The organism is Myxococcales bacterium (assembly GCA_012517325.1).
Taxonomy (GTDB): Bacteria; Lernaellota; Lernaellaia; order Lernaellales; family Lernaellaceae; genus JAAYVF01.
The window spans coordinates 1-24,733 of record JAAYVF010000053.1 but is presented as its reverse complement, the minus strand read 5'-3'; the positions used below and the strand labels follow the sequence as shown (position 1 = coordinate 24,733).

General features: G+C 62.5%; 16 protein-coding genes and 1 pseudogene. 6 read left to right on the top strand and 11 right to left on the bottom strand.

Going from position 1 to position 24,733, the window contains the following annotated elements:
* Nucleotides 1–34: 34 nt before the first annotated feature.
* Entirely contained in the window at nucleotides 35–1,507 is a 1,473-nt protein-coding gene (locus GX444_09680) for a cysteine--tRNA ligase (GenBank protein NLH48858.1), read from the top strand.
* Between the two features lie 351 nt (nucleotides 1,508–1,858).
* Here the strand turns inward: GX444_09680 and GX444_09675 are convergent.
* A pseudogene (locus tag GX444_09675) lies at nucleotides 1,859–1,966 on the bottom strand (peptidase).
* A gap of 67 nt (nucleotides 1,967–2,033) precedes the next feature.
* Here GX444_09675 and GX444_09670 point away from each other — a divergent pair.
* Complete coding sequence (locus tag GX444_09670) at nucleotides 2,034–2,921, top strand: hypothetical protein (GenBank protein NLH48857.1); 888 nt, start codon at nucleotides 2,034–2,036, stop codon at nucleotides 2,919–2,921.
* 84 nt (nucleotides 2,922–3,005) lie between these two features.
* Here GX444_09670 and GX444_09665 read toward each other — a convergent pair whose 3' ends face one another.
* The 5 genes from GX444_09665 to GX444_09645 all read right to left on the bottom strand — a co-directional run bounded on the left by GX444_09665 (nucleotide 3,006) and on the right by GX444_09645 (nucleotide 10,577).
* Nucleotides 3,006–3,590, bottom strand: coding sequence for a hypothetical protein (locus GX444_09665; GenBank protein NLH48856.1), 585 nt, complete (start codon nucleotides 3,588–3,590; stop codon nucleotides 3,006–3,008).
* A complete protein-coding gene (locus GX444_09660) occupies nucleotides 3,583–5,562 on the bottom strand; it encodes a hypothetical protein (GenBank protein ID NLH48855.1) in 1,980 nt (659 codons plus the stop codon). The genes GX444_09665 and GX444_09660 overlap by 8 nt, the downstream gene beginning before the upstream one ends.
* 133 nt (nucleotides 5,563–5,695) lie before the next feature.
* Nucleotides 5,696–7,111: a hypothetical protein gene (locus GX444_09655; protein ID NLH48854.1), complete on the bottom strand. Its 1,416-nt coding sequence runs from the start codon at nucleotides 7,109–7,111 to the stop codon at nucleotides 5,696–5,698.
* A 111-nt stretch (nucleotides 7,112–7,222) separates the two neighbouring features.
* Nucleotides 7,223–7,450 carry a hypothetical protein gene (locus GX444_09650; GenBank protein ID NLH48853.1) on the bottom strand — a complete coding sequence of 76 codons (228 nt, stop codon included), beginning with the start codon at nucleotides 7,448–7,450 and terminating at the stop codon, nucleotides 7,223–7,225.
* A gap of 31 nt (nucleotides 7,451–7,481) precedes the next feature.
* Entirely contained in the window at nucleotides 7,482–10,577 is a 3,096-nt protein-coding gene (locus GX444_09645; protein ID NLH48852.1) for a hypothetical protein, read from the bottom strand.
* A 141-nt stretch (nucleotides 10,578–10,718) separates the two neighbouring features.
* Between GX444_09645 and GX444_09640 the strand changes: the two genes are divergently transcribed.
* From GX444_09640 to gyrB, 4 genes are all read left to right on the top strand, one after another.
* Nucleotides 10,719–12,089, top strand: coding sequence for a TIGR03013 family PEP-CTERM/XrtA system glycosyltransferase (locus tag GX444_09640; protein ID NLH48851.1), 1,371 nt, complete (start codon nucleotides 10,719–10,721; stop codon nucleotides 12,087–12,089).
* 79 nt (nucleotides 12,090–12,168) lie between these two features.
* On the top strand, nucleotides 12,169–14,550 hold the full coding sequence (locus GX444_09635) for a glycoside hydrolase family 92 protein (protein ID NLH48850.1): 2,382 nt from the start codon (nucleotides 12,169–12,171) through the stop codon (nucleotides 14,548–14,550).
* A gap of 12 nt (nucleotides 14,551–14,562) precedes the next feature.
* Nucleotides 14,563–15,417, top strand: a complete 855-nt coding sequence (locus GX444_09630; protein ID NLH48849.1) for an amidohydrolase — start codon at nucleotides 14,563–14,565, stop codon at nucleotides 15,415–15,417.
* A 390-nt stretch (nucleotides 15,418–15,807) separates the two neighbouring features.
* Nucleotides 15,808–18,252, top strand: a complete 2,445-nt coding sequence (gene gyrB / locus GX444_09625) for a DNA topoisomerase (ATP-hydrolyzing) subunit B (protein NLH48848.1) — start codon at nucleotides 15,808–15,810, stop codon at nucleotides 18,250–18,252.
* A 34-nt stretch (nucleotides 18,253–18,286) separates the two neighbouring features.
* On the opposite strand, the gene GX444_09620 is transcribed toward gyrB, so the two are convergent.
* From GX444_09620 to GX444_09600, 5 genes are all read right to left on the bottom strand, one after another.
* A complete protein-coding gene (locus tag GX444_09620; protein ID NLH48847.1) occupies nucleotides 18,287–20,185 on the bottom strand; it encodes a DUF3604 domain-containing protein in 1,899 nt (632 codons plus the stop codon).
* Nucleotides 20,186–20,198: 13 nt separating this feature from the next.
* Nucleotides 20,199–21,863 (bottom strand): hypothetical protein, encoded by a 1,665-nt coding sequence (locus GX444_09615; GenBank protein NLH48846.1) that lies wholly within the window; start codon nucleotides 21,861–21,863, stop codon nucleotides 20,199–20,201.
* Between the two features lie 380 nt (nucleotides 21,864–22,243).
* On the bottom strand, nucleotides 22,244–23,824 hold the full coding sequence (locus GX444_09610) for a hypothetical protein (GenBank protein NLH48845.1): 1,581 nt from the start codon (nucleotides 23,822–23,824) through the stop codon (nucleotides 22,244–22,246).
* A complete protein-coding gene (locus GX444_09605) occupies nucleotides 23,825–24,316 on the bottom strand; it encodes a redoxin domain-containing protein (GenBank protein ID NLH48844.1) in 492 nt (163 codons plus the stop codon). It lies immediately after the preceding gene.
* Between the two features lie 145 nt (nucleotides 24,317–24,461).
* Nucleotides 24,462–24,733: hypothetical protein (locus GX444_09600; protein NLH48843.1), on the bottom strand; the 272-nt coding region annotated here is incomplete at its 5' end.

Sequence of the window (24,733 nt, the reverse complement as noted above, 5' to 3'; positions counted from 1 at the left end):
TTTTTCAACTTTCTGCCCGGGAAAGGAGCCGACGATGCCGCTGATGGTTTACAACACCCTCAGTCGGGCGAAGGAAGAGTTCGTGCCGCTCACGCCCGGCAAGGTGGGCATGTACGTGTGCGGGGTGACCGTCTACGACCACTGCCACATCGGCCACGCGCGCAGCCAGGTGGTGTTCGACGTCGTCTTTCGCTACCTACGTTTCAAAGGCCTGGACGTGACCTACGTCCGCAACTTCACCGACGTGGACGACAAGATCATCAACCGGGCCAACGAGCGCGGCGTCGGCACGAAGGAACTGGCGCAGCGGTACATCGACGAATTTTACGTCGACATGGACTCCTTGAACATCCAGCGGCCGACCGTCGAGCCGCGGGCCACCGAGCACATCGCCCAGATCGTGGCGCTGGTCGACAAGCTGGTGAAAAACGGCCTGGCCTACGAGAAAAAGGGCAACGTCTATTTCGCCGTCCGCAAGTTTAAAAACTACGGCAGACTGTCGCGCCGCGACATCGACGAGATGCAGTCCGGCGCGCGTGTCGAGGTCGACGAGTCGAAAAAGGACCCCCTGGATTTCGCCCTTTGGAAGGCCTCGAAACCGGGCGAACCCGCCTGGCCCAGCCCGTGGGGCGAAGGCCGGCCCGGCTGGCACATCGAATGCTCGGCGATGAGCGGCCATCACCTCGGCGACACCTTCGACATTCACGGCGGCGGCCAGGATCTGGTGTTTCCGCACCACGAAAACGAGATCGCCCAGTCGGAGGGGGCCACCGGCAAGCCGTTCGTCAAATACTGGATCCACAACGGTTTCGTGCAGGTGAATCACGAGAAGATGTCCAAGAGCCTGGGCAACTTCTTCACCATCCGCGACGTGTTGCAGGCGGTGCCGCCGGAGATTTTGCGCTTCCTGCTGCTGACCGTGCACTACCGCAATCCGCTCGACTACTACGACGGCGCCTTGCAGGAAGCGCGCGAGGCGGTCGACCGCGTGTACACCGCGTGGGAAGCGCTGGAAAGCAACCTGGCCGCGCCGGTCGAGCCGGCGGCGGACCAAATGACTCCCCTGCAGGCCGAGCAATTGCCGGTGCTGGCGAAGATTCGCGAATCGTTCGAGCAGGCGATGGACGACGACTTCAATACGCCGCGCGCCCTGGGCAGCCTGTTCGAGCTGGTGACGCTGATCAACACCATCGCCGTGAAGGGCAAGCTGAAGGCCGCGCCGGGCGGCGCCATGCTGCTGACCGTGGCGAAAAAGCTGTTTGACGACCTCAAGCAGGTGCTGGGCTTCCCGATCGCGCCGCCGGTCGAATACCGCAAGCGGTGCGCCGAGCAGGCGCTGGCGCGCCATCACCTGACCCTGGCCGACGTCGACGCGAAGCTGGCCGACCGCAACGCGGCCCGCGCCGCCAAGGACTACGCCAAGGCCGACGAAATCCGCCAGGAGCTCGAAGCGCTGGGTATCTTCCTGAAAGACACCCCGGCCGTGACCACCTGGTACGCGAAGTAATTTAGAATTGCCCCGATGAAAAAGGGCGGCCGCCGGGCCGCCCTTTTGACTATGCGTTAAACGATTAACCCGCCGGCAAATCGAAACCATTCACCGGAAGATCATTTTGAAAATATTCTTGACAATAATGAATTGGGAATTCTAGAATATTTTCATCTGTTCTTTATCTTAGAGAAAGGAGATATTTAGGATGAATATCAATAAGATGGTTGATTGTCTTGGCATTTCACACCTCCTTTATCGATCGTATCATCCCGCAGAGATGATTTCGTCAATGTGTCGAACGTTGTTTCGGATATCGGCTGGAGTTCTTTTCTGTTTGTTGCTTTCCGTCATTGGCTGTGCCGGTGGCGACGATGATGACAACGATGCCGTCAATGACGATGACGATGACGACGACAACGACAATGATGACGACGATAATAATGATGATAACGACAATGACGATGATGACGACGACAGTTCGGCCGGGCACTGGCCGGACCACGTGAAACCGATCGTCGGTTGGTTCGCGGTCAGCACCAACATGTACGAGGAGTGGATCGATTTCTATCGCGTTGAAAATGAAACCGCCATCAAGCAGATAATCCCCGACACACAGATTTTCGCTTCCGGCTCTCTCGGTTCGGCGCAAATCGGCTGGGCGGCCGGTGAGACCACGCTGTATCATCTCGACAACGGTTCGTGGGGCGAATTTGAACCACAGCCGCCGGTGGCGGCGGGCGCGGAGCCTGCCTTGTCCATCGCGCCCCAACGCTTTGCCGACGGCACGGGCTATGCGCTCTCCGGCCGGCCGCCCTCCTTGTATTTTTTCGACGGCGAATCCTGGGGGGCTCCCTTGGCTTCTTTTGATATCGGCACGATGTTGCAATGCCGCGCCAAGAACAGTTGTCTGCTTTTTAATGACAATAGCGACACGATGACGTTTTTCGATGGATCAACGGCAACGGTAGTGAACGATTTCCCTCCCGGGGAGGACGAATTGATCAGCGCGATTTTGTCCGGACCGGAAACGGCCTATGCCGTCTGGGGCACTTGGGAAGGCGACGATATGAATTTGACGCTCTACCGCTACGAAAACGCCACTTGGATTCGGGACGAGCGGTTTGAGCAATACGCGTTCCGGTCGGCCGTGTTGGACCGGATCAATGATGACTTCGTCACATTAAACTGTGATGCTTGGAGCGACGATCCAAAAACCTTGGTGCTTGGGAAAGATGGAGAAATAATTGATCCCGATTGGCCTCGACTGTTTAGTATCGCCTTTGCCCCTGGCGGCGGGGGCATCGCGAAAGAAACTACCGAGGATGTTGTCTATCTAATCAAAGGAACCGAACTAATTCCTCTTTACTCCTTTGCTACGATTACCGGCGCATGGCCAACTAATTTTCTCGTCGCGGCCGACGCGGAGTAAAGCGCATCGCTCATGGACTATCGACGGTTGAATCATGCAAAAAGGACGGCCGTCGGGCCGCCCTTTTGATTTGGTCCTAGCCCTTTACTCCACCGTTAGCGTTCCGCCGAGCCAGTGCGCCACCTCGACGACCTCGAGATCCGGATTCATCACCCGCGATTTGTTTTCGGTGAAGGCGATGTCCGTTTTCCCGGCCTTGAGCGCGTTGAATTCGAGCGTGCCGATGACGACCGGTTCGGCGAAGGCGACGCCCGCGACCAGGCCCTGGCGGCTGAAGCCGAAGACGCCGCCGGCGTCGTTGGCGGCCGCCTCGGTGGCGACGGTCGCGCCGCCGGAGCCCAAGGCATCCTTGGGCGCGGCGGAGTTGAGCGCGCCGATCGCGCGATCGAAGGTCAGCCGGCCGGCGACGCCGTAAACGTCGGTCAGGCCGTTGCCCATCAGTCGCAGGGTGAAGGCGTTTTGGGCCGGATCGGCGTTTTCCATTTCCAGCCAGATGTCGCCCGCCTGGGCGGAACCGGCCGGGGTGAAGGTGATCTGCTTGGCCTGGAACGGGGTGTTGTCGTCGTCGTTGTTCTGATTGTCGTCGTCATCGCCGCTTTTCTGGCAGCCGGCGGACGCCGCCGCCAGCAGCAACAACGCGATAGCGAGCAGTCGAAACAGCTTATTCATCGATCGTTCCCCTCTTGCCGAAGTTGGCGTGCAGCGCGTCCAGGTCGGTTTGGTCGACCGTGAAATCGCGGTCGAAATCCGCCTCGGGCAGGTAATTGTAATGGTCGTAATCGTTGAACAGGCCGCCCTGCGACCAGGCGACGTAAATCAAATCGAGCCCGTCGACCTCGTTGCTGGCGTCCACGTCGCCGGTCAGCGCGGCGATCTTGTCGCCCCAGATGCGCGCCTCGCCGTCGACGCGCGCGCCGCGCGGCTCGGCGTCGAAGGTGAAGGTCTGGTCGGCGACGCCGGCGGTGAATTCCAGCGAGACGGTGCGCGGCTCGTCTTCCTCGCCGATCCAGAGCGACGCCTGGACGGGCAGATCGAAAAAGGCGCCGGATTCCTGAATCTGCTCGACGCGGAGGCGGGCGGTATATTGCGCGCCGTCCTGGCCGAACTCGGCGGCCCAGCGGTAGACGGGGTAACCCTTGCCGTAGACCCACTGGTCGAAGAAGCCCTGCAGATCCAGGCCGCTGGTGGCTTCGAGCTTGGCGCGGTACTTATCTACGGTCGTCAGTTCCGCGTTGTTTTCCCAGGTGTACGTTTGCGCATAGTCGGCCATGCCGGCGAGGAAGTCCTCGTCGCCGAGCCAGGATTCGAGCATCCGCAGCACGTGGGCGCCTTTCCAGTAGGTCAGCGCCTGGTAGATCATCGAATCGACCGCGAAGATGGCATCGCTGCTCATCGGCACTTCCTGCGACGGGTCGACCGCATAGCGGAAGTAATTGAAGTAGAACTCGTAGAGGTAATCCTGGTAGTAGGACGGCCAGACCTGGTAGCCGTAGCGGCGCGAGGAATATTCGGCGATGCCCTCGTTGAGCCAGGGCGAATCCTCGTCGCCGTAGCGGATCATGTTGCCCCACCAGGAGTGGGCGATTTCGTGCGAGAAGATGCTCTCGGAAAACATATAAGCCGGGTCGGTGATCAGCGCGTCGGCGTAATAAAAACTCAGCGATTGGGGCCCGACGCCGCCGCCCAGTTCGTTGATCGTCTGCACCAGATCGTGCTTGTTGTAAACGTAGGGGGAAAAGATGCCGGCGAAATAATCGATGATCGCCGCGCCGGTATCCGCCCAGGGCTGCCCGAACGAGGTCGTGCCGGTGTGCAGATAGGTCGTGACCGGTTGCCCGGCGGCAGTCGCGTGGGTGAAGGTTTCATACTTGGCGTAGGCGAAGCCGGCGTAGGATTCGTCGAAGTGGCCGACGAAATGCTGCACCAGGTGATCGCCCTCGTCGTCCACCCCGGCCGGATCGGAAGTGGACACCGCGAGGTAGTCCGGCGGCGTGGTGATGTCCAGATCGGTCGTCTGGTGGCCGTAGTAATCCTCGAGGGTGTAAGCGGCCTTCGACGGCACCCAATCCAGGCCGGCGAAAAAGACGATGTCGTCGGAAACCCGGCAGAAGACCATGCCGAAGAAGTCGTCCGGCTCGCAGTCGGGCGTTCCCGCGTTGTGAAACACGAGCACCAGTTCATCGCCCTCGTCGAGCGTTTCGGGGAAGGTGACGACGACGGTGCCGTAGTAGGGGTTCGCCTCGACGGTCAGCGGAATGCCTCCGTTGTCGGTGACCGAAAAATCTTCGAGCGCCGTGACGACGAACTCGCCGGTGGTCACGCCGTCCTCGGTCGCCGCCAGGGTCACCGTGGTTTGCGTGTCGATGGTGCCGGGGCCTTCTTCGGCGTCGAAGGCGATCAGGCTGTGCTTGATCTCGATCGGGTTGGGCGCCTTGCGTTCCATCCGGTGGCGGAAGGCCGCCTGGCGCAACGGCGAAAACGCCGTTTCCGCCTGCTGGTAAGCCGTCAATTCATGAGCCCCGCGCTGGATGCGGATTTTCGCGGCCGGATCGTACAGCGGCGTGCCGGCTCCCGCCGCGCCGAGCGCCGCGAGTAAAAACGCGAGGGCCAACAGTGATATTAACCAGTGTCGAAAAGACATCAGGGTACCTCCGAGTAACGGTTTGTATCATCTTACTTCGGTGTGGTCCGGCAGTCTATTCCGGCCGAAACAATTCCGGCCGAAAAGGTCATTGGTTGGGCGGGGAGCTGCGCCGCGCCGGCCGTCGTTTCAGTTAACAGCCGCAGCCGCCTTCGTCGTCATCGCCGTCGTCACTCGGCCCGCCGGCGGGGGAATCGTCGTCGCCGGGAGCCGGGGCCGAGTCGTCGTCGGTTTCCGGCGCGGTATCGTCATCGATCGGGGCGGTGTCATTGTCGTTGTCATTGTTGTCGTTATCGTCGTTGTCGTTATCGTTGTCGTCGTCATCGTCGTCATCGTCATCGTCATCGTCATCGTCGTCGGGAATGACGTCGTTCAAGTGATCGGGATAGACGGCCACGACGCCGCCCAGGTCGTCGCCGGTCAGCGATCCCGAGGCGCCCAGCACGAGGTCGGGGATGCCGTTGCCGGTCAGATCGGCGGGCGTGATGGAGTTGCCCAGGTAAAAGTAAGCGCGGGCGCCGCAATAAATCGCGTTGGGTTCGACGTCCGCCAGCAACACGTCCGGTCCCAAATCGGCTACCCGGTCGCGGTCGACGCGCAACACCACTCCGGTGTAACGCATTTCGTCCCAGGTCGCCTTGGTCGCGCCGACGAGCAGGGTCGGCCCGGCGGCCGCTCCCACGGTATGGGTGACCGCAAAGCGGTCGAAGACGTACCACCAATCGCCGACGCCGGTCAGCGTCCAGTCGGCGGCGCCTTGCGGCAGCGCGAAGGAAGCGCCCGGCTCCAGGCGGGTGCCGTCGAGCAGAAACAGGCGGCCGGTGTGTTTTTCTTCATGGACGAAAAAGGGATCGGCGACGAGCAAATCCGGCAGACCGTCGCCGGTGTAATCGCCGAGCGCCAGCGACGCGCCGAGGCGAACGAAACGGTCGGCATCGCCGGAAAGAATCGAGACATCGGGGCTCAGGTTGCCGGCCGTCGCCGCCAAGGCGCGGCCGAAATAAACGTACGTCGCGCCTTGCAAGTCGTCATTGGTTTGATCGGGGGCGCCGGCCGCCAGATCGTCCCGGCCGTCGCCGTCCAGATCGGCCAGGGCGAATGTCGTGCCGAAGCCGTCCATCGCGCCGCCCGGCGTGGGCAGCAGCCACTCGGCGGGTTCGGTCGCCAGGTCGCGCACGGCCGGCGAAGCCGGGGCGGGGAAGGGGCCGCGCAGCAGATAAATGGCGCCGGGATCCAGGTACGAATCGGTGCCGATCGCCAGGTCGGGATGGCCGTCGCCGTCGAAATCGCCGACGCCGAGCGCGGCGCCCAGTTGCAGATAATAAACGTCTTCGTAAATGCGCAACGGCGGCGATTCGACCCGCCAATCCACCACCCAATTCGCCGGGGGATCGGTGCGGCCGTACAGGACGCCGACTTCCCCGGCCCAGATTTGCGTGGCCGGTTGCGAAAGAAAATCGCCGACGATCAGGTCGTCGCAGCCGTCCTCGTTCAAATCGGCTAGGGCCAGCGAACCGCCGAACCCGCCGCAGTAAGGCGGGCCGATCACTTGCACGTCGGTCGGGGTGACCGACAGATCGACGATTCCCAGGGAATTGGGAAGCGGGCCGAGGACTCCGTAAACGCGCTGGACGTCCGCCCGGGACGCCGGATTCTTGTATCAGTCGCCGGGAGCGCTGAAAAACAAATCGGTGTGGCCGTCGCCGTTGAAATCGCCGGTGACGACCACGAAACCGATGTTGTCGTAACGCGCTCCCAGGTAGATGGTCGGCGCTTTGTCGGTCGGATATTCATTGCCGGCGGCGGCCCAGCCGGCCGGCAGCAGGCAAGCGATCCATACCGCGACGGCCCAGACGGCCGCGTGGCGGCGGTGCTTCATTTTTTTCATTCGTTCCGCTCGTCCATGGGCCCGCCGGCCGTTAACGCAGATTCTGCCGCAACAGCCATTGCGCCTGCGCATCCACCACCAGGTCGCCGAAAACCCCGAGATAATCGTCGGCGTTACCCATCACGCCGATGTCGTTGATGCTGATGGAATATCCCTCGAAGGAGGGGATGGCGAAGTCTTCCAGGAACCGGCCGGCCAGCGGAAGCAACATTTGGACCAGCGCCGGCATGAAGGTTTCGAGGAAGGCCTCGGGAAGCACGAACATCGAATCGGTCACGTCCAGGAGGATATCCGGATTGCCGAAAGTGAAATGCAACGAATCGCCGTCTTCGCTCGGGCCGACCGTGACCGGCGCCTTGACGGCCAGAATCATCGACAGCGCCGTGGTCGGGTCGTCGTCCGGATCCACGACCAGGTTCACGAAGAATTCGCCCATTTGCAGTTCAACCGCGGCGTCTTTCGCGGGCGAGAGCGAGAGGATCGGCGGCAGTTTCGGCCGCAACTGGATGCCGATCGGCGCGTCCGGACCGGCGATGTCGCTGAGTCCGGGGAAGAACAATTCCAGATCGCCGGCCGTCAGGTCGAACTCGAAGCCGTATTGCGGGGCCGTCGCCTGGGTGAGGTCGAAGGTCAGCAAGCCGGCGCGGTACACGGTGTAGAGAGCCTGGTTGAGGATGTCGTCGGCGAAGGCGCTGCCCAATTCGTAGCCGAAGCCGTTGGGCGAGGTGCCGGTAAAGGTCGGCACGGTTCCCGCGGTGGCGTAGGAACCCGAGAAAGTCGGCGTGTTGGGATCCCAGGCATTGGCCGTGGTTTGCGCGGTCAGCCACATTTTGATGCCGCCGGAGTTGATCGCGACGCTGGAGAAATTGGCGGCGAAGGAGAAGGTCTTGCCCAGGATCGGCAGGTCGTATTCCAGTTCCAGGCTTTGCAAGGTGTCGTTGACCACCCCGACCAGGTCGTCGGCCATGCCGTTGGCGTAGGTTTCGAGGTACGGCCAGATCGAGGTGACGATCATGGACACGAGCGTCGGATCCACGCCCGAGAGGGTGACGACCAGATTCTGCTTGGTGATGTTGATTGCGCCGAGCGACACTTGCAGGTCGCCGCCGACGACAGAGGCGTAGGCCGGTGCCTGGGCGCGGATCCAATCGGCGGTCATCGTGCCGTTGTAGACGGTTTTCGCGCCGCCGTCATCGGCGCAACTGATTGTCGCAGTGACCGCAACGGCGAGGTTGTCGATCGACGCGAGGAGATTCAGGTAGCCCGATTGCGGGGTGACGGTGATCGCGATGGGATCGAAGGAAACCGAATTCGGCACCAGGTCGACGGAGCAATCGACCGAGCCGACCGTGAAGACCTGGTGAATCTCGAGATTGTCGTAAATGTACTGTTCCAGGTCGATGTTTTCGGCGAAATAATCCTCGGCGACGTCCTCGATCCGCTTCACGCCGTCGTAGGAGAGGTGCAACCCCAGGGCGTTGGTCACCCAGGAATCGTTGGTCAGGTAGCCGCCGTAGAGGATGCTGATGGCCGCGTAACCGATGTTGCCGGAATTGTCGGTCGCCGAGGCCTCATAGAAATTCAGGCCCGGTTGCAGGTAGATCGTGGTGCTGAACTGGCCGTTGTTCAGCGCGACCTGGCTGCCGTTGATGGCGAAGTAGGTCACCGAGCCGCCGACGTCGGTCACCGTTCCGGCCAGCAATTGCATTTGCTGGTTGGTGAACGTGCCGCGGGCCGGACTGGTCCAGGTGATGGTCGGCGGAACGTTGTCGGTCACCGCGACCGTTTTCGTGTCGTAGAGCGTCAGGTATTGGGCGCGAACGGTGTAGGCGCCGGATTGATCGAAGCGGATCGTCTGCGCGGTCGTGTCGATCGTGACGCGGGTCGTCGGGTTGACGGTGATCGTCCAGCCGGTGGTGATCGGGTTGCCGTACGAATCCTCGCCCGTCACGGTGTAATGCACCAATTGGCCGGCGCTCACCGCGTAATCGTCGAGCGTCAGGGAGAGGGAAACGGGCGTGCCGGGAAGCACGGTGACGACGCGCGAGGCGGTGATCGCGGGGTAATTCAGCGGATTGACCGTGACCGTGTAATCGCCGGTGACGGTAAAGGTGATCTGGCGGCCGTTGATGATCACGCCGTCGGTCGGGTTGACGGTGATTTGAATCGGGTAGTTGACGAGCAATTGGTCGAATTGGTTGAAGACGGCGGCGTTGGCGATCACCATGCCGCCGGCCACCACGCTGGTCGCCATGTTGAGCGTGATGGAGTCGGGAATCGCGTCGTAGGCGACGTGTCGTTCATCGTCGGCGAGCAGGGTTTTGCCATTGTATTCGCAACTGGCGCCAAAGGTGTAGGTGCCGGGCTCGGTGAATTCGAAAAGGTCGCCATTTTGGTTGAAACCGGTTTCCGGATCGATGGTGTAATCGATCGTCATGTCGTCGGTGATGTCGTTACCTTCCTCGTCGTATACGACCACGGTTCGGGTGACCGGGGTCAAGAGCTGCGCCGAGGCATGGGACAGGCTCAAATCCAGGTAGGCGATGCCGGTCATGTCGACATCGAAATCGACCGTGTCGTAGGCGTCGCCCGCGTCGTTGTATACCGTGACTTCCAGGGTGTGCGAGCCGGTCGTCAGGCCGTCCAGCGTCCCGGTGATGTCGGTGTCGTCAAAGAAGAGACGCGAATCGGCGGAAACGCCGTCCAACAGCACGTGCCACTCGGTGGTGTCGGTCGTCGCGATCTCGACCTCGACTTCCGGCGAGTAATAGGTCTGACCGTCCACGGGAGTGACGATTTCCACCGTCGGCGGCGTCCCCGGGGTGGTGTCGTTGTCGTCGTTGTCGTCGTTGTCGTCGTCGTCATCATCATCATCGTCGTCATCGTCGTCGTCGCCGCTGTCGTCGTCGCCGCTGTCGTCGTCGCCGCTGTCGTCATCGCCGCTGTCGTTGTCGTCGTTATCGTTATCGTCGTCGTCACCGCCGTTGTCGTCGTCGGAGAGCGGCGGCTGGTCGTCGTCATCGGCTAATTCGCGGCCCGACGCTTTGTTGTCGGAACCGGAGGAGCAGGCGAGAAGGCCCATGAGGAGAACGAGGCATAACGTAAAAATAAGGAATTTTCGGGACATCGTAACCCCTCCCAGTGGGAAATAAAAAGCGCGATAAGTTCCTTGACGATTCTAGCGAAGAAAGACAAACTCTACAACAGGATCAACGGTAAATGATCGCTGCCGGATAAAACGCCGTGATGGGGCGAACGGTGGGAGAATATGCGTTCAAACGCCAGTCGGAATTTTGTCTTCACCATTTTCCAGGATTTGATTCTTTTGGCGTGCATCGGCCTGGCCGGGCATTTGCGCTATCTGCTCGACGCGTATCCGGTTTTTTCGGCTCAGAAAATCGGTTCGTTTCTCGTGATGTTCGTGGTCATCAAGGTCTGCTTTTATTATTTCGATATTTATGAGATCTCCCTGCACATTTCCTTCCGTGAGTTTTTCAGCAATCTGCTCAGCAGTTTCATTGCGGTGATTCTCATTCTGACCGTCATCTATTATTTCTATCCGCCCGCCAAAGCCGGCGATTACATGGTTTCGCTGATCGCCCCGCTCTCGATCTTCGCCACCATTTTGTACCGCTTCCTGTGGAACGAATTCAGCAAGGAATCCAGTTTTACCCAGCGCGTCGTGGTGTTGGGCACGGGCCGCGCGTCGCAGGCGGTGCTCGAGGACGTGCTGCGCTACAGCCATTCGGGCTACGACGTGGTCGGGGTCATCGACGAGCAGAAAACCGACCGCGAGGACCTGCTCGGCTTCCCGATCCTCGGCTACGCCAAGCAACTGCCGAACCTCTTCGACGAAAAGCCCATCGACTCGATCATCGTCGCCCTGGACGAGCAGCGCGGCAATCTGCCCACCGAGGAACTGATGGGCCTGAAGTTGGCGGGCGTGCGCATCGTCGACAACGTCACTTTTCACGAACTGTTTTCCGGAAAAATCATCCTCGAATCGCTCCGCCCGAGCTGGTTCGTGTTCACCGACGGCTTCAAGATCAGTCGCCTGCGCCTCTTCATCAAACGGGTGTTCGACTTTCTGGTGGCGTTGCTGGGTCTGATCCTGGCCTCGCCGATCATTCTGATCATCGGCCTGCTGATCAAACTCACCAGCCGCGGCCCGATCCTGTACCGGCAGGAACGGGTGGGGAAGGGCGGTCGCACCTTCCAGTTGCTCAAGTTCCGGTCGATGTATACCGACGCCGAAGCGCGTTCGGGGCCGGTCTGGGCGGCGATGAACGACACCCGCGTGACCCCCGTCGGCCGCTTCATCCGCCGGTTCCGCGTCGACGAAATTCCCCAGATGTGGAACGTCATCGCCGGCTCGATGAGCTTCGTCGGCCCGCGCCCCGAACGGCCGTTTTTCGTCAAGCAACTGGCGGCGGCGATCCCGTATTATCACCAGCGGCACGTGGTGAAGCCCGGCATCACCGGGTGGGCGCAGGTCCGCTACCCCTACGGGGCCTCGGTCGAGGACTCCCGCGAAAAACTGCAACTCGATTTGTACTACATCAAGCACACCAACCTGGGCTTTGACCTGAAGATTTTGTTTACCACCCTGCGGGTCCTGTTCAAGAAAATGGCCCGCTAGCCCGAGCTCGCGGCCGCAATTGATTTGCCGGGGCCAATCAAGTCATACTGCCTCATTGCAGCCGATGAGGAGTACTGACATGCGGGCTTTTCCTTGGTGGATCATCCTGATTTTGAGTTTGGGCCTGGTGGCGCTGTCCGCCTGCGCGAACGGCGATGACGACGACAACGACGACGCCGCCGCGGATGACGACAACGACGACCAGTCGCCGGGCGACGATGACGACAACGACGACAACGACGACAACGATAACGACGACAACGACGACAACAACGACGACAGCTCGCCCGTCGAGCCCGTCGATTACATCGATCCGTTCATCGGCTCGGGCGGCCTGGGCTATGGCTACGCCAGCGCCTATCCGGGTCCGAAGGTGCCGTTCGGCATGCTGTCCCTGTGCCCCGACACCACGCTCGACGGCATCAACTACGGGTTCAATCACTTTTCCGGCTATTACTATCCCGATCCGCAGATTCGCGGTTTCTCGCACACCCGGATGCACGGCACCGGCGCCCCGGACGGGGCCAGCCTGCTGATCATGCCGACCGACGGCATGCCCGGCACGCCGATCAAGGAACGCTCCTACCGCAGCAAGTACCTGCACACGAACGAACGCGCCGAAGCGGGCTATTACCGCGTGTGGCTCGACGATCCGCAGGTGTTGGCCGAATTGACGACCGCCGACCTGGCGGCGATGCACCGTTATACCTACGCGCCCAGCGACGATCCGTACCTCGTCGTGGTGCCGACCCATTCGATCGAGGAAGGCTGGGTCCAGAACGCGACGGTGGCCATCGATCCGGCGAACCGGACGGTCAGCGGGATGATGGACTTGCACGGGCCGATGTCGGGCCGGCACGGCGGCGTGCTGGTTTACTATGTGGTGCGGTTCTCGGAACCCTTCGCGGCCTACGGCACCTGGAAGGACGGCGACCCCACCGCGAACCAGACCGCGGAAACGGGCACCGACATCGGCGCCTATTTTCGCTTCGCGCTCGACCGCGGCTCGCCGTTGCTGGTGAAGACGGGCCTCAGCTACCAGAGCGAGGAACAGGCGGCCGCCAACCTGGACGACCGGATTCCGGAGTGGGATTTTGATGGCCTGCGCGCGGCGGCCAAGGACCAGTGGCGCGAGGTCGTTTCGCAGATCGATCTGGTCGGCGGCACCGAACGCCAGAAGCGCATCTTCTACACGGCGCTCTACCACGCTTTCCTCATGCCGACCGATTGGACCGAGGCCAACAACCGCTATTTCGGGTTCGATCAAACCACCCACGACGCCGGTGACCGGCGCTATTACACCGATTTCTCGCTGTGGGACACTTTCCGCACCGAACATCCGCTGCTCAACCTGCTGCGGCCCGCGGAATCGGCCGACCTGATGCAGTCGCTCGTCGACATGTACGACCAGGGCGGCGCCATTCCCAAGTGGCCGCAGGCGGACGGCGAAACCGGCTCGATGATCGGCACCAGCGCCGACATCGTCTTCGCCGAAGCCTACCTGAAAGGCATTCGCGACTGGGATTACGAAACCGCCTATGAAGGCTGCTACACGCACGCCACGGTGCCCGGCATTTCGGGCGGCCGCAGCGGGCTGGACGATTACCTCACCCTCGGCTACGTCGCCGAGGATCATTCGTCGAAGGGCACCTGCGACACGCTGGAATACAGCTACGACGACGCGGCGCTGTCGTGGTGGGCCGATGCGATGGGCCTGACCGACGACGCCGAGATGTTTCTCGAGCACAGCCACAACTACCGCAACCACTGGGATGCCGAAACGGAATTTCTGCGGCCGCGCAACAGCGACGGCAGCTTCTACGAGCCGTTCTATCCGGGTTACGTGTTCAGCGAGCAGTACGTCGAGGGCAACGCCTGGCACTGGTCGTTCTATGTGCCGCACGACGCGGCGGGGCTGATCGATCTGTTCGGCACGGAAGCGGCTTTCCTCGACAAATTGGGCTACGCCTTCGAGCAGGCGGTGCAAGGGCCCGACAACGCGATCCTGCCCGACATCTACTTCTGGCACGGCAACGAGATGAGCCTGTTCCACGCGTACCTGTTCAACTACACCTCGCGCCTGGATCTGACGCAGAAGTACGTGCGCTGGATTCTGGAAACCAAGCACCGCGACGAACCGGCGGGCCTGAACGGCAACGACGATTGCGGCACGCTGTCCTCCTGGTACCTGTTCTCGTCGCTCGGTTTCTTTCCGTTGGCCGGGTCCGACGTCTACACGATCGGCAGCCCGCTGTTCGACGGCGCGACGCTGCACCTGGCGGGCGGTGACCTGGTGGTCTCCGTCGAAAACAACAGCCCCGAAAACGTCTACGTGCAATCCGTGAAGCTCAACGGCGTCGCGCTGGCCGAGCCGTTTTTCACCCACGACCAGATTGTCGACGGCGGCACGCTCGAGTTCGTCATGGGGGCGCAACCCGGCGCCTGGCCGGCGAAGCGTTAAAGCCGGCCGGCGATGATTCGCTGGCAGCCGGCCGCGGTTTACGAACCACCGCCGATCGCGGTCGGCGTCGACGCGCACGTCCATCTGTTTCCCGACGAGCTGTTCGCGGCGATCAGCCGCTGGTTCGCCGCCGCCGGCTGGGAACTGCCCTACCAGACCCGCACCGCGGATATCCTGCGGACCCTGTCGCTGCTCGGCGTTCGCGAGTTCTGGGCGCTGCCCTACGCCCACAAGCCGGGAATCGCCGACGCGCTCAATGAGTACATCGCCGGGCAGCAGCGCGACGACCCTCGCGTCATCGGTTTTTTCACCGTGCATCCGGCCGATGAAAATCCGGCCGCGACGGCGCGGCGCGCGCTCGACGAACTGGGTCTGCACGGCCTGAAGCTCCACGCCGAGGTGCAGGGGATGGCGCTGGACGACGTGCGTCTCGACGGGGTTTTCGCTCTGCTGGAAGCGCGGGGCGTTCCCTGCATCCTGCACGCCGGCAACGCGCCGTACCCCGAAAAAATCGAGCGGCTGGACGTCGCGCACCTGGCGGGCCGCCTGGCGCGCAACCCGCGATTGAAAGCGGTGATCGCGCACCTCGGCGCGCCGCAGACCGCGGACTACCTCGAACTGATGGATCGCTACTCCGAGTTGCGCCTGGAGGTTTCGTTCGCGCACGTGCCGCCGTGGTACGAGCAGCCGCCGGCGATGCTGGCGCGGCTCGGCCGGTACGCCGACCGCTTGCTTTTCGGTTCGGATTTTCCGTACGTCACGTTTCCCTACGCGTGGCAGGTCCGCAGTTGGCTGCGGGTGGACTGGGTGCGCGAACGGGCCGACGATTTTTTCGGCGGCAACGCCCGGCGGTTGCTGGCAAAATAGCATCGGCGATACGAACCACCGTGGAAACCGGCCTTTCAACCTCGCGAAAATGTGTGTAGTATAATAGAAGATAATCTGTTTTCCGGCGATCGGTGACGGGCTTATCCTTTCGCGGTCCGGCGAGAAGGAACGGCCGGATTTTTCACGGTTTCGCGCCGGCCCGGAAAAACCCGCCGAAGCGGCCGGCAATCATCGTGTAAATAATCGTTATTATTGATAATTTATTATTTTTGTTGCGTTGACAACGGGCGAATTTTGAAGTATCATTCATCAACTTTGAGCAGCTGATGAAAATGGGTTTCTTGGAGAAGCGAAAAGGGCGGAATCAATCAGGGTGCTTCGCCAGACCTCTTGACCATAATCGGCTCTCCACGAAGGGATTTGGGCGCGATGAGCGAAGAACAATTTCCGGGCGATTTGCCTAGCCCGACCCCGCAGAGCGGCGACGATTCCAGCAAGTACAATGCCGACAGCATTCAGGTTTTGGAAGGTCTGGAAGCGGTGCGCAAGCGGCCCGCGATGTACATCGGCTCCACCTCGGCGATGGGTTTGCATCACCTCGTGTACGAGGTCGTCGACAACTCCATCGACGAAGCGCTGGCGGGTTATTGCGACCGCATCGACGTGGTCATTCACCTCGACAATTCCATCACCGTGGAAGACAACGGCCGCGGCATTCCGGTGGATTGGCACGAGAAGGAAAACAAGAGCGCGGCCGAGGTCGTTATGACCATCCTGCACGCCGGCGGCAAGTTCGACCGCAAGAGCTACAAGGTTTCCGGCGGTCTGCACGGCGTCGGCGTGTCGGTCGTCAACGCGCTTTCCGAGCGGCTGGAATTGGAGGTCAAACGCGAGGGCAAGGTTTACACGCAGGCTTACGAGCGCGGCGTGCCGGCGACGCCGCTGGTCGAAAAGGGCGTGACGCGGCGGCGCGGCACCAAGGTCTGGTTCCGGCCCGATCCGCAAATCTTCACCGAGCTGGTTTACAACTTCGACACGCTGGCCCAGCGCCTGCGCGAGCTGTCGTTCCTCAACAGCGGATTGCACATCTCGATCACCGACGAGCGCACCGAAAAACGCCACGACTTCTTTTACGTCGGCGGCATCCGCTCGTTCGTCGAGCACCTCAACCAGAACAAAGAGGTGCTGCACGAACCGGTCATTTATTTCCAGGCCGAAAAGAACGACGTCGTGCTGGAAGTGGCGATGCAGTACAACAGCTCCTACGGCGAGCAGTTGTTTTCGTTCTGCAACAACATCAACACGATCGAAGGCGGCACGCACCTGATCGGCTTCCGCAGCGCGCTGACCCGCGTGCTCAACCAGTATTCGACGTCCAACAACCTGCTCAAGGACCTCAAGCAGAACCTGGCCGGCGACGACGTGCGCGAAGGGCTGACGGCCGTCATCAGCATCAAGGTGCCCGAGCCGCAGTTCGAGGGCCAGACCAAAACCAAGCTCGGCAACAGCGAACTGAAGGGGCTCGTCGAAAACATCGTCAACGAAAAGTTGTCGATCCACTTCGAGGAAAATCCGCAGATCGCGCGGAAGATCATCGCCAAGTCCGTCGAAGCCGCGCGGGCCCGCGAGGCGGCCCGCCGCGCGCGCGAACTGACGCGCCGCAAGAGCGCGCTGGACGTGTCGAACCTGCCCGGTAAGCTCGCCGACTGCCAGGAAAAAGACCCCGGCCAGTGCGAGCTATACCTCGTCGAGGGCGACAGCGCCGGCGGCTCGGCCAAACAGGCCCGCGACCGCCGCAACCAGGCGATCCTGCCGCTGCGCGGCAAGATTCTGAACGTTGAAAAAGCCCGCTACGACAAGATGCTGGGTAACCAGGAAATCCGGCTGATGCTGCAGGCGATCGGCACCGGCCTCGGCCGCGACGACTTCAACCTCGAAAAATTGCGCTACCACAAAATCATCATCATGACCGATGCCGACGTCGACGGCAGCCACATCCGGACGCTGCTGCTCACCTTCTTCTTCCGCCAGATGCCCGACCTGGCCGAGCGCGGCCACCTGTACATCGCGCAGCCGCCGCTGTTCCGCGTCGCGCACGGCAAATCGGTCAACTACGTCAAGGACGAGGAGGCGCTGAACATCTTTCTCACCGGGCGCGTCAGCGAGCGGCTGAAGATCAGCACCGCGACCGGCCAGGTGTTCGAGGGCGAGCGCCTGTCGCGGCTGTTGCGCGACCTGATCCAATTCGAGTTCATCCTCGACCGCCTCGGCAAGCACGGTTACTCGCGCTCGATGATTTTCGAATTGCTCGACCACGGCTTGTTCCACAAGGACCAACTGACCGACGAGGCCTACCTGCGGCAACTGGTCGGGGCGCTGCGCGCGGCGGGTTACGAGGCTTCCGATCTGAGCCGCAACGAAGAGCACGGTAACTTCGAGTTTCAGTGCGTGGCGAAGCGCGCGACCGTCAACAAGGTCTGGCGCGCGGTCGGCCACGAACTGATCGGCGGCGTCGAATACCAGAACCTGCGGCGGATTCACGAAGGGCTCATCGAATTGGGCGAGCCGCCCTACGCGCTGCACGACAACGGCGAGGCGCAAACCGTCCACAAGCGCTTGGAAATGCTGCACCGGGTGATGGAACTGGCGCGCAAAGGCCTCAACATCCAGCGGTTCAAAGGGCTGGGCGAAATGAATCCCGAACAGCTCTGGGAAACGACGATGGACCCGGAACGGCGCCGCCTGTTGCAGGTCCGCATTGAGGACGGCGTGGCCGCCGATCAAACCTTCACCGTGCTGATGGGCGATCAGGTCGAACCGCGCCGCAAGTTCATCGAGGACAACGCCCTGCAGGTCGGCAACCTCGACATCTGACCCGCGAACGCGGCTCGGGACTGCGACGCCGGCCTCAGCGGTCGAGCCAGATCGGGCTCGACCACGCCATCTGCCCGTCGCTTTGGGTCACCCGCAGGTAGTAAAACGCGTGGCGCACCGGTTGCGGATCGCGCCATTGTCCCGCCAGATCGTATTCCGCCGATTCCAGTTTGAACGGCACGGTGATTTTTTTCGCGTCCAGGTCGCCGCGCAGGATTTCCACGCGGGCCAGCGGTTCGACGGCATGCACCGTGAATCGCAGGTCCGGCGCCGCGCCGGCCGGCGCCAGTTGCCCCAGCGGCGTCGCGCCCAGCGAAAAATCGAGCCAGATGCGCGCGCCGGTGGTGGCGTAGGCGGAGCGCGCGCGGAGCGCGGCGAAGATGCCTTCTCTCGTGTTTTCGTCGGCCACGGCGCAGGTCAGGCCGCCGGCGTCCATGGCCAGGTCGACGTGGCCGGGGAACGGCCGGCTACCCGGCCGCGCCTGATGATTGTCGGTGCCGCCGATCAGCCCCAGGCGCAACCCGGCCAGCAGATAATCCTGCACGGCGTAACCCGCGTCGGTGACGTGTTCGGGAATCGCGCGCGGGCAATCCAGGCATTCGCTGCTGCCATGGCTTGAAAAAATCTCGACAACCGGCAGTGTGGCCACTGGCATTCGGGGGGCGGCCGCCGCGCCCCAGGCGACGATCGTATGATGGCGGATCGTCAGCGCCCCGAGCGGGGTCAGGCGATCGGCCAGCTTGAGGAAGGTGTCGCAATCGGGTCGGTCGGCGCGGCAAAGTTCGCCGTCATCGCCCGGGAAGAGCACGTTGGCGTGCCCGTCGTGCGCCGGCCAACCGGGCTGGAACGGAAACGAGCCGGTCCATTCGAAGCCGAGAAACGCGGTGAACGAGCCCGGCTGGTTCGCTTCGCGGGCCGCCTGCCGGATCGCCGCCCATTCCGTTTCCGGCCGCAGGCCGCAGCTCCAGATCGGTTCGGCGTGATCGGTCACCGCCGCGAAGTCGAGGTGGGCCGCGTCGCGCGCATAGGCCCAGGCGTCGCGCGGGCCGGCGGTGGTGTAAGCGTCGGAATAACCGGTGTGGCTGTGCGGATCGCCCCAGAGCATTTTTTTCGCGGCCGGTCGATCGGTCACCAGGCACGGTCCGGCGCGGCCCCAGCGCTGATCGTTTTGGATCAGCGAGAAACGATAGACGCCGGCCGGCAGCGGCCGCAATTCGATCGTGGCCTGCCCCTGCTCGTCGATGGTCACGTCCGGCAGGTCCAGGTCCTGCGGCTCGGATTCGAGACGGAACTCGCGATTCACGGGCACGGCGGCGTTGCCGTACCGATCCACGCCCGTGACCCGCAGCTTGATTTTTTCGGTCGGGTCGGCGGTCGACGGCACATCGGCGAGAACCGCCACGGCGGCGCCGGCGCGGACCGGTTCGGCGAACAGCGCCAGCGGTTCGGTCGTCGTCGATTTGCCCCAGCCGATCGCCAGGGAAACCGGCAATTGCGCGACCGCGCGCAGCGGCAGCCGGTATTTGTTCACCGAGATGATCACGCGGCCGCCCTGGGGCAGGCCTTGGGGCAGGGAAATCGGCACCTCGTAGCGCGAACGCGACGGCGAGGGGCATTCGCCGCGCGCATCGCCCGCGCCGACCGGCAGATCGAGACCGTCCAGGGCCGCGCGCACGGTCGGAATCATCGCCCGGAAATTGTCGGGGTACTCGGCGCCGGGCAGCCGCAGGATGAGCCGGCTGTCTTTCGGCACTGGACCGGCAATCGCCTCCACTTGATAAACGGCTTCGTCCAATTCGCCGGCCACCCCAGACAGCGGGTCAACCGTTTTGACGGTCGGCGTTTGGTGCGGCCCCGAGGGGGCCGAGGTGCAAGCCGTCCAGGCCAGCAGGCCGAACAGGCAGAGCAGAAGGAAACGCGGGGATCGTCTCATGGTCGTCGCGTCCTCAATTGTCCGCCGGTGAAAGGAAAAAACCGAAGCGAGCCGCGGCGGGGGCCACTCGCGTCACGAAAGGACCGAGCCAGTCGTACTGGAAAGAAGCGTCGCCGAGGCGTCGATCTTCCGTATTTTTCTTGAGCGAAAAAGCGAAATCTTGTGCCTGTCCGGGGTGATCCGCGCGGGCCAGAACTTCCGCGCCGGCGCTCGGATCCCGCCCGTCGGCGGGCACCCGCAGATGATAGCGTCCGGCCTTTTTCATGACCAGCGTGACCAGCAGGCGGTTGTCGCTGACGGCCGAGGTGATCCGTACGTTTTCGTCGTCGCGGGCCAGCGGCAGAAACACGCGGTAATCCGCCGTCCCTTTTTCGGCGCTGACCGTCGCCGCCGCTTCGCGGACCGCCGCCAGGGCCAGCGCGCCGGCCGGCGAACAGCAGTTCATCGACCGCGCGCCGAAGCCGTTGGGATCGCAATACCCGCAGAAGATGCCGCGCGGATCGGGGGCATCGGCGGGCGGCGGTGCGGTCCATTGCGCCTGCGCCAGACCGTTGCGCACGTAGCGCTCGACGACGTCCCAATAGGCCGGGTCGTCTTTCGCCAGCAACAGCAGCAGGGAAAGCAGATCGGCGAGGCCGTCGGTTTCGGCGCGGGCGGCGCGCGGTTCGGGCCGGTCGCCGGCGGGCAGAAATTCGGGAACCCAACCCCAGCGCGGCGTCGCCGCGACGAGCCAATCGACCGATCGGCGGACCTGCGCCGCGGTGTCGGCGTCGCCGGTCTGGCGGGCGCGGATCAGCAGGCCCAGGAGGGTGTTGGTGCGGCTGTGCGTGTGACCCGCGAACGAGCCGTCGGCCGCGAAAACCTTCGCGTCGAGCCGCACGTAATTCGCCAGGTCGTCGAACAGGCGGCGCGCCGCTTCCGAATCGGGCGCCGCTTCCAGGAACAGCGCCAGCGGGTAGAGCAGGCGGCCGCCGTGGTGGCAGGGATCGGCCTCGTTCCAGTTGTCGGTCGCCGGGCCGCGCGCGCCGTCGGGCCGATAGGTCGGGTAGAGAAAGCGCCGGCCGTGTTCGGTGCGGACGGTCCGGAACGAGAGGCCGCGGATCATCATTTCGATGACCGCGCGGTATTCGGCGATGCCGGTCGCGCGGTAGCGATCGACCAGATAAAGCATCACGCTGCCTTGATCGAAGATGTCGGCTTCGACGGCGGAAAAATCGGCGGCGCGGCGATAGGCCAGTCCGTCGCGGCGAATGTTTTGCAGGATCGTTTTTTCGAGGCGGAGCAGGCGCGCGGCGGCAGCGTCGCCCGGCAGGCCGAGGTGTCGCGCCAGCATCCGCGCGGCCAGCGCGTACCGCGACGCCAGATCGCACCAATCCCAGCCGGCGTGTTTGACCTGCATCGTTCCCGTTTCGAAATTCACGTCGAAGTAGGGAATGTCGCCGCGGCGGTCGTCGAGGTTTGTCAGCAGGTGGCGCTGCGAAAGCGCCATCCTCTGCCGCAGCCAATCGGCGGCGATGGTCGCCTCGTCGACGGGCGGCGGCGTTTCGTTTTTCGCCAGGAGGGCGTCGATTTCATCGGCGGTGAAAAACGGTTGATCGGGAACCGCCTCGACGGTGGTGGAGTCAGCGTGATCGCAGGCCGCGAGCGCGAGCGGCAGCAGCAGCGCGAGGATTTTCACGAGGCAGGTAAAATTTTTCCCGGCGAATCGCATGGCCTTGAATGTAACCGAATCGGCGCGATCTCAAAAGCGGAGATTTTCCGTGGCCTTAATATGGAAAGGCGACGCCGAGCTGGGGGCTTTGCTCGGCGTCGCTGGAGAGGAGATTGGCCTTACTGCGAAAAGGTTCCTTTCTTCCAAATGATCACCAACAGCATCCGTCTTCGTTACATAGCAAAGCGGGTGCCAAAAATGGGCCAGTGATCTAATTTGTTGTTTTAAAAGAGAAATTGAAATTGGATGGTTTGGGAAAAATCGGGTGCGACGGGTTTTCAATTTCAGAAATTCGATGCGGATACAAAAAGTTGAGGCGCGCCGGACGAGGAACCGGTTCGCAATGACTAGAACCGGAGCGCGAACTCGCTGCGGAAACCCTCGAACGGCGGCATTTGCCGGCAGACGCCGCCGGCGCATTTCAAACCGCCCTTGTAGCGGCCGTAACCCAGGGTGATGCGGGCCCAATCGGCCGGCTGGACCATCGTCTCGACCGCCCAGAAATGCGGATTGTCCTCTTCCTCCGCGCCGAGCGTGATGATGCCGCCCGACGGTTCGTCCGACCATTCGTAGGTGCCGGTCAACGAAAGGTAGGGGGCGTAGCCGTAGGTTAGGTCGGTTTCATGGTCGGCGTATTCGGTGCCTTGCAGCAGATCGAAGCCGTGGAAGAGCTTGAATTTGTATTCGGCGGTCAGCGAGTGCGGTCGCACGATCGGCGTACTGATTTTCGAGTCGCCGTGCACGTAGCGGCCTTCCGGGATTTCGCGGTAGCCGCCGCTGCCGCTGACGTAGGCGCCGTTGCCGAAGGTTTTGTCCAGGCCGCCGTAGGAGTGTTCGATCCATTCCAGCCAGGAAAGGCGGTCGCTGTAATGGTCGGCCAGTTCCGCGGGCATTTCCTCGTGCGTCTGAATGTTGGTGTAGTTGGCGAACAGGCCCAGGTCGATGCCCGGAATGGTGTAATCCACGCGGCCGCGCGCCCCGATGGCGTCGGTGAAATTGGGCAAATGGCCGAACGACATGTCGGTATATTCCATGCTCGGCGGATCGTGGTACGGGAATTCGAAGCGGAAGTAGTCGGTGGCTTCGGTCAGCAGGGTCACTGGGCCGATGTTCCAGGTCGCGGCGAGATGGCCGCCGCGGCCTTCCCACTGCAGGTCGTCCAATTTCGCTTCGCGCTGGTCGTCGTATTCCAACCAGGAATATTCGCCCTCGAGCGAGCCGACGCCGCCCATCACGGGCGCCCGGGCGGTGAGCGAGTACAGGTTGACGCGGTCGTCTTCCTCGTAGTCGGCGAACTGGCTGTCGGGATCGAAACGCAGCGTGGCGCCGACCCAGTTGCCGCCCACCATGACGTATTGCGGCGCGCCGGCCTCGAGGTGCGTGCCCCAGATCAGGTCGCGCTCGTCGATGAATTCCGGTTCCTCGGTCTGGGCGCGTTGCGGGACGAAGGCGCTGTCGTCGCCCAGGTTGACCGGGCCGACCAGCGCCGCGAACTCGACGTTTTCATGCGACAGTTGCAGCAGCGCGCCTTGCACCGTCGTGTCCTCGCCGAATTCGTCGCGCTTGAGCAGGCTGAGCGTCAGGCCCTGGCCGAAGCGCGCGTACGAATCGCCCAGCCGCGCCAGGAACGGCCCATCCTCGTATTGGAAGAAGAATTTTTCGGGGATGTAGCGGACGTAGTATTCCTCGGACAGAAAGTAGGCCTCGGTGTCGTAACGCAGCCCCGCCATGAACGGGCCCTTGGCGACGACGAGGTTGAGGCGGTTGATCACCGCCCAGAATTCGTTGTCCTTCACCGTGTTGTCGCGCAGAACCTTGAGGGTTTCGATGATGCTCAGCGAATCGCTGACCGGCGTTTCGAGTTCCAAGGCCAGCGCCGGCAGCGGCAGCAGCAGCGCCAGCAGCAGAATCGACAGCAGGCGTTTCATTTACAATCCCAGGGCTTTTTTGATTTGCGCCTCGAGCAGTTTTTCGTCGCCGGGCTGATAGCCGACGTGCACCCAGGCGATCTTGCCCGCCTTGTCGACCAGCACGGTCAGCGGATAGTCGCTGCGCGGGTTGAGCAGGCTGTTGACCCGGCTGTCCTGGTCGAGCAGCACCGGGTTGGTGAGCTTGTAGTGCTGGGCGATCGAGCGCACCTTGGGCATGTCGGAAGGCGTATCGGCGGTGATCGACCACACTTCCAGTCCCTTGTCCTTGTAGAACTCGTAATATTGGGCCAGGAAAGGCATTTCCTGTTTGCAGGGCGCGCACCAAGTCATCCAGAAGCTGAGCACGACGACCTTGCCCTTGTAATCGGCCAGGCGGTAGGTCTTGCCGTTGAGATCCTTCAGCGAAAAATTCGGCGCGGCTTCACCGACGGCCCACGCCAATCCGGCGAGAAACAGCAGCAGGACGATGGCGATTGTGAGACGGCGCATGTGCGGCTCCTTTCGTCGCGAACCCAGTCGCGGAGCGGTCGTACTTGTTTAGCAAAGGACCGTGGACGGGTCAATGAAGCGGCCGGCGTCGCCGGATCGCGATTTATTCTCGCTTTGAATATTCAAGCGACGCGGGCCCCCGCGTTCAGCGATCGACGGCCTCGTCGAGCGGGCGCTTTTTCAGCAGCCGCCGGGCGCGGAATCCCAGCCAGATCAGCGTCCAGCCGACGACCGCCCAGAGAACGGCGGGCCCGGTTTTCAGATCGGCCGCGGCGATCAGCACCAGCGCCGTCGCCACGGCTCCCAGCAAATGCAGCCCCAGGGGCAGCCACGAGTCGCCGGCGCGAAAAAACACGCCCAGCGCGGCCATCGCCAGGGCGTCGAAGCGAGAAAGGCGGATTCGTTCGTCATCCATCG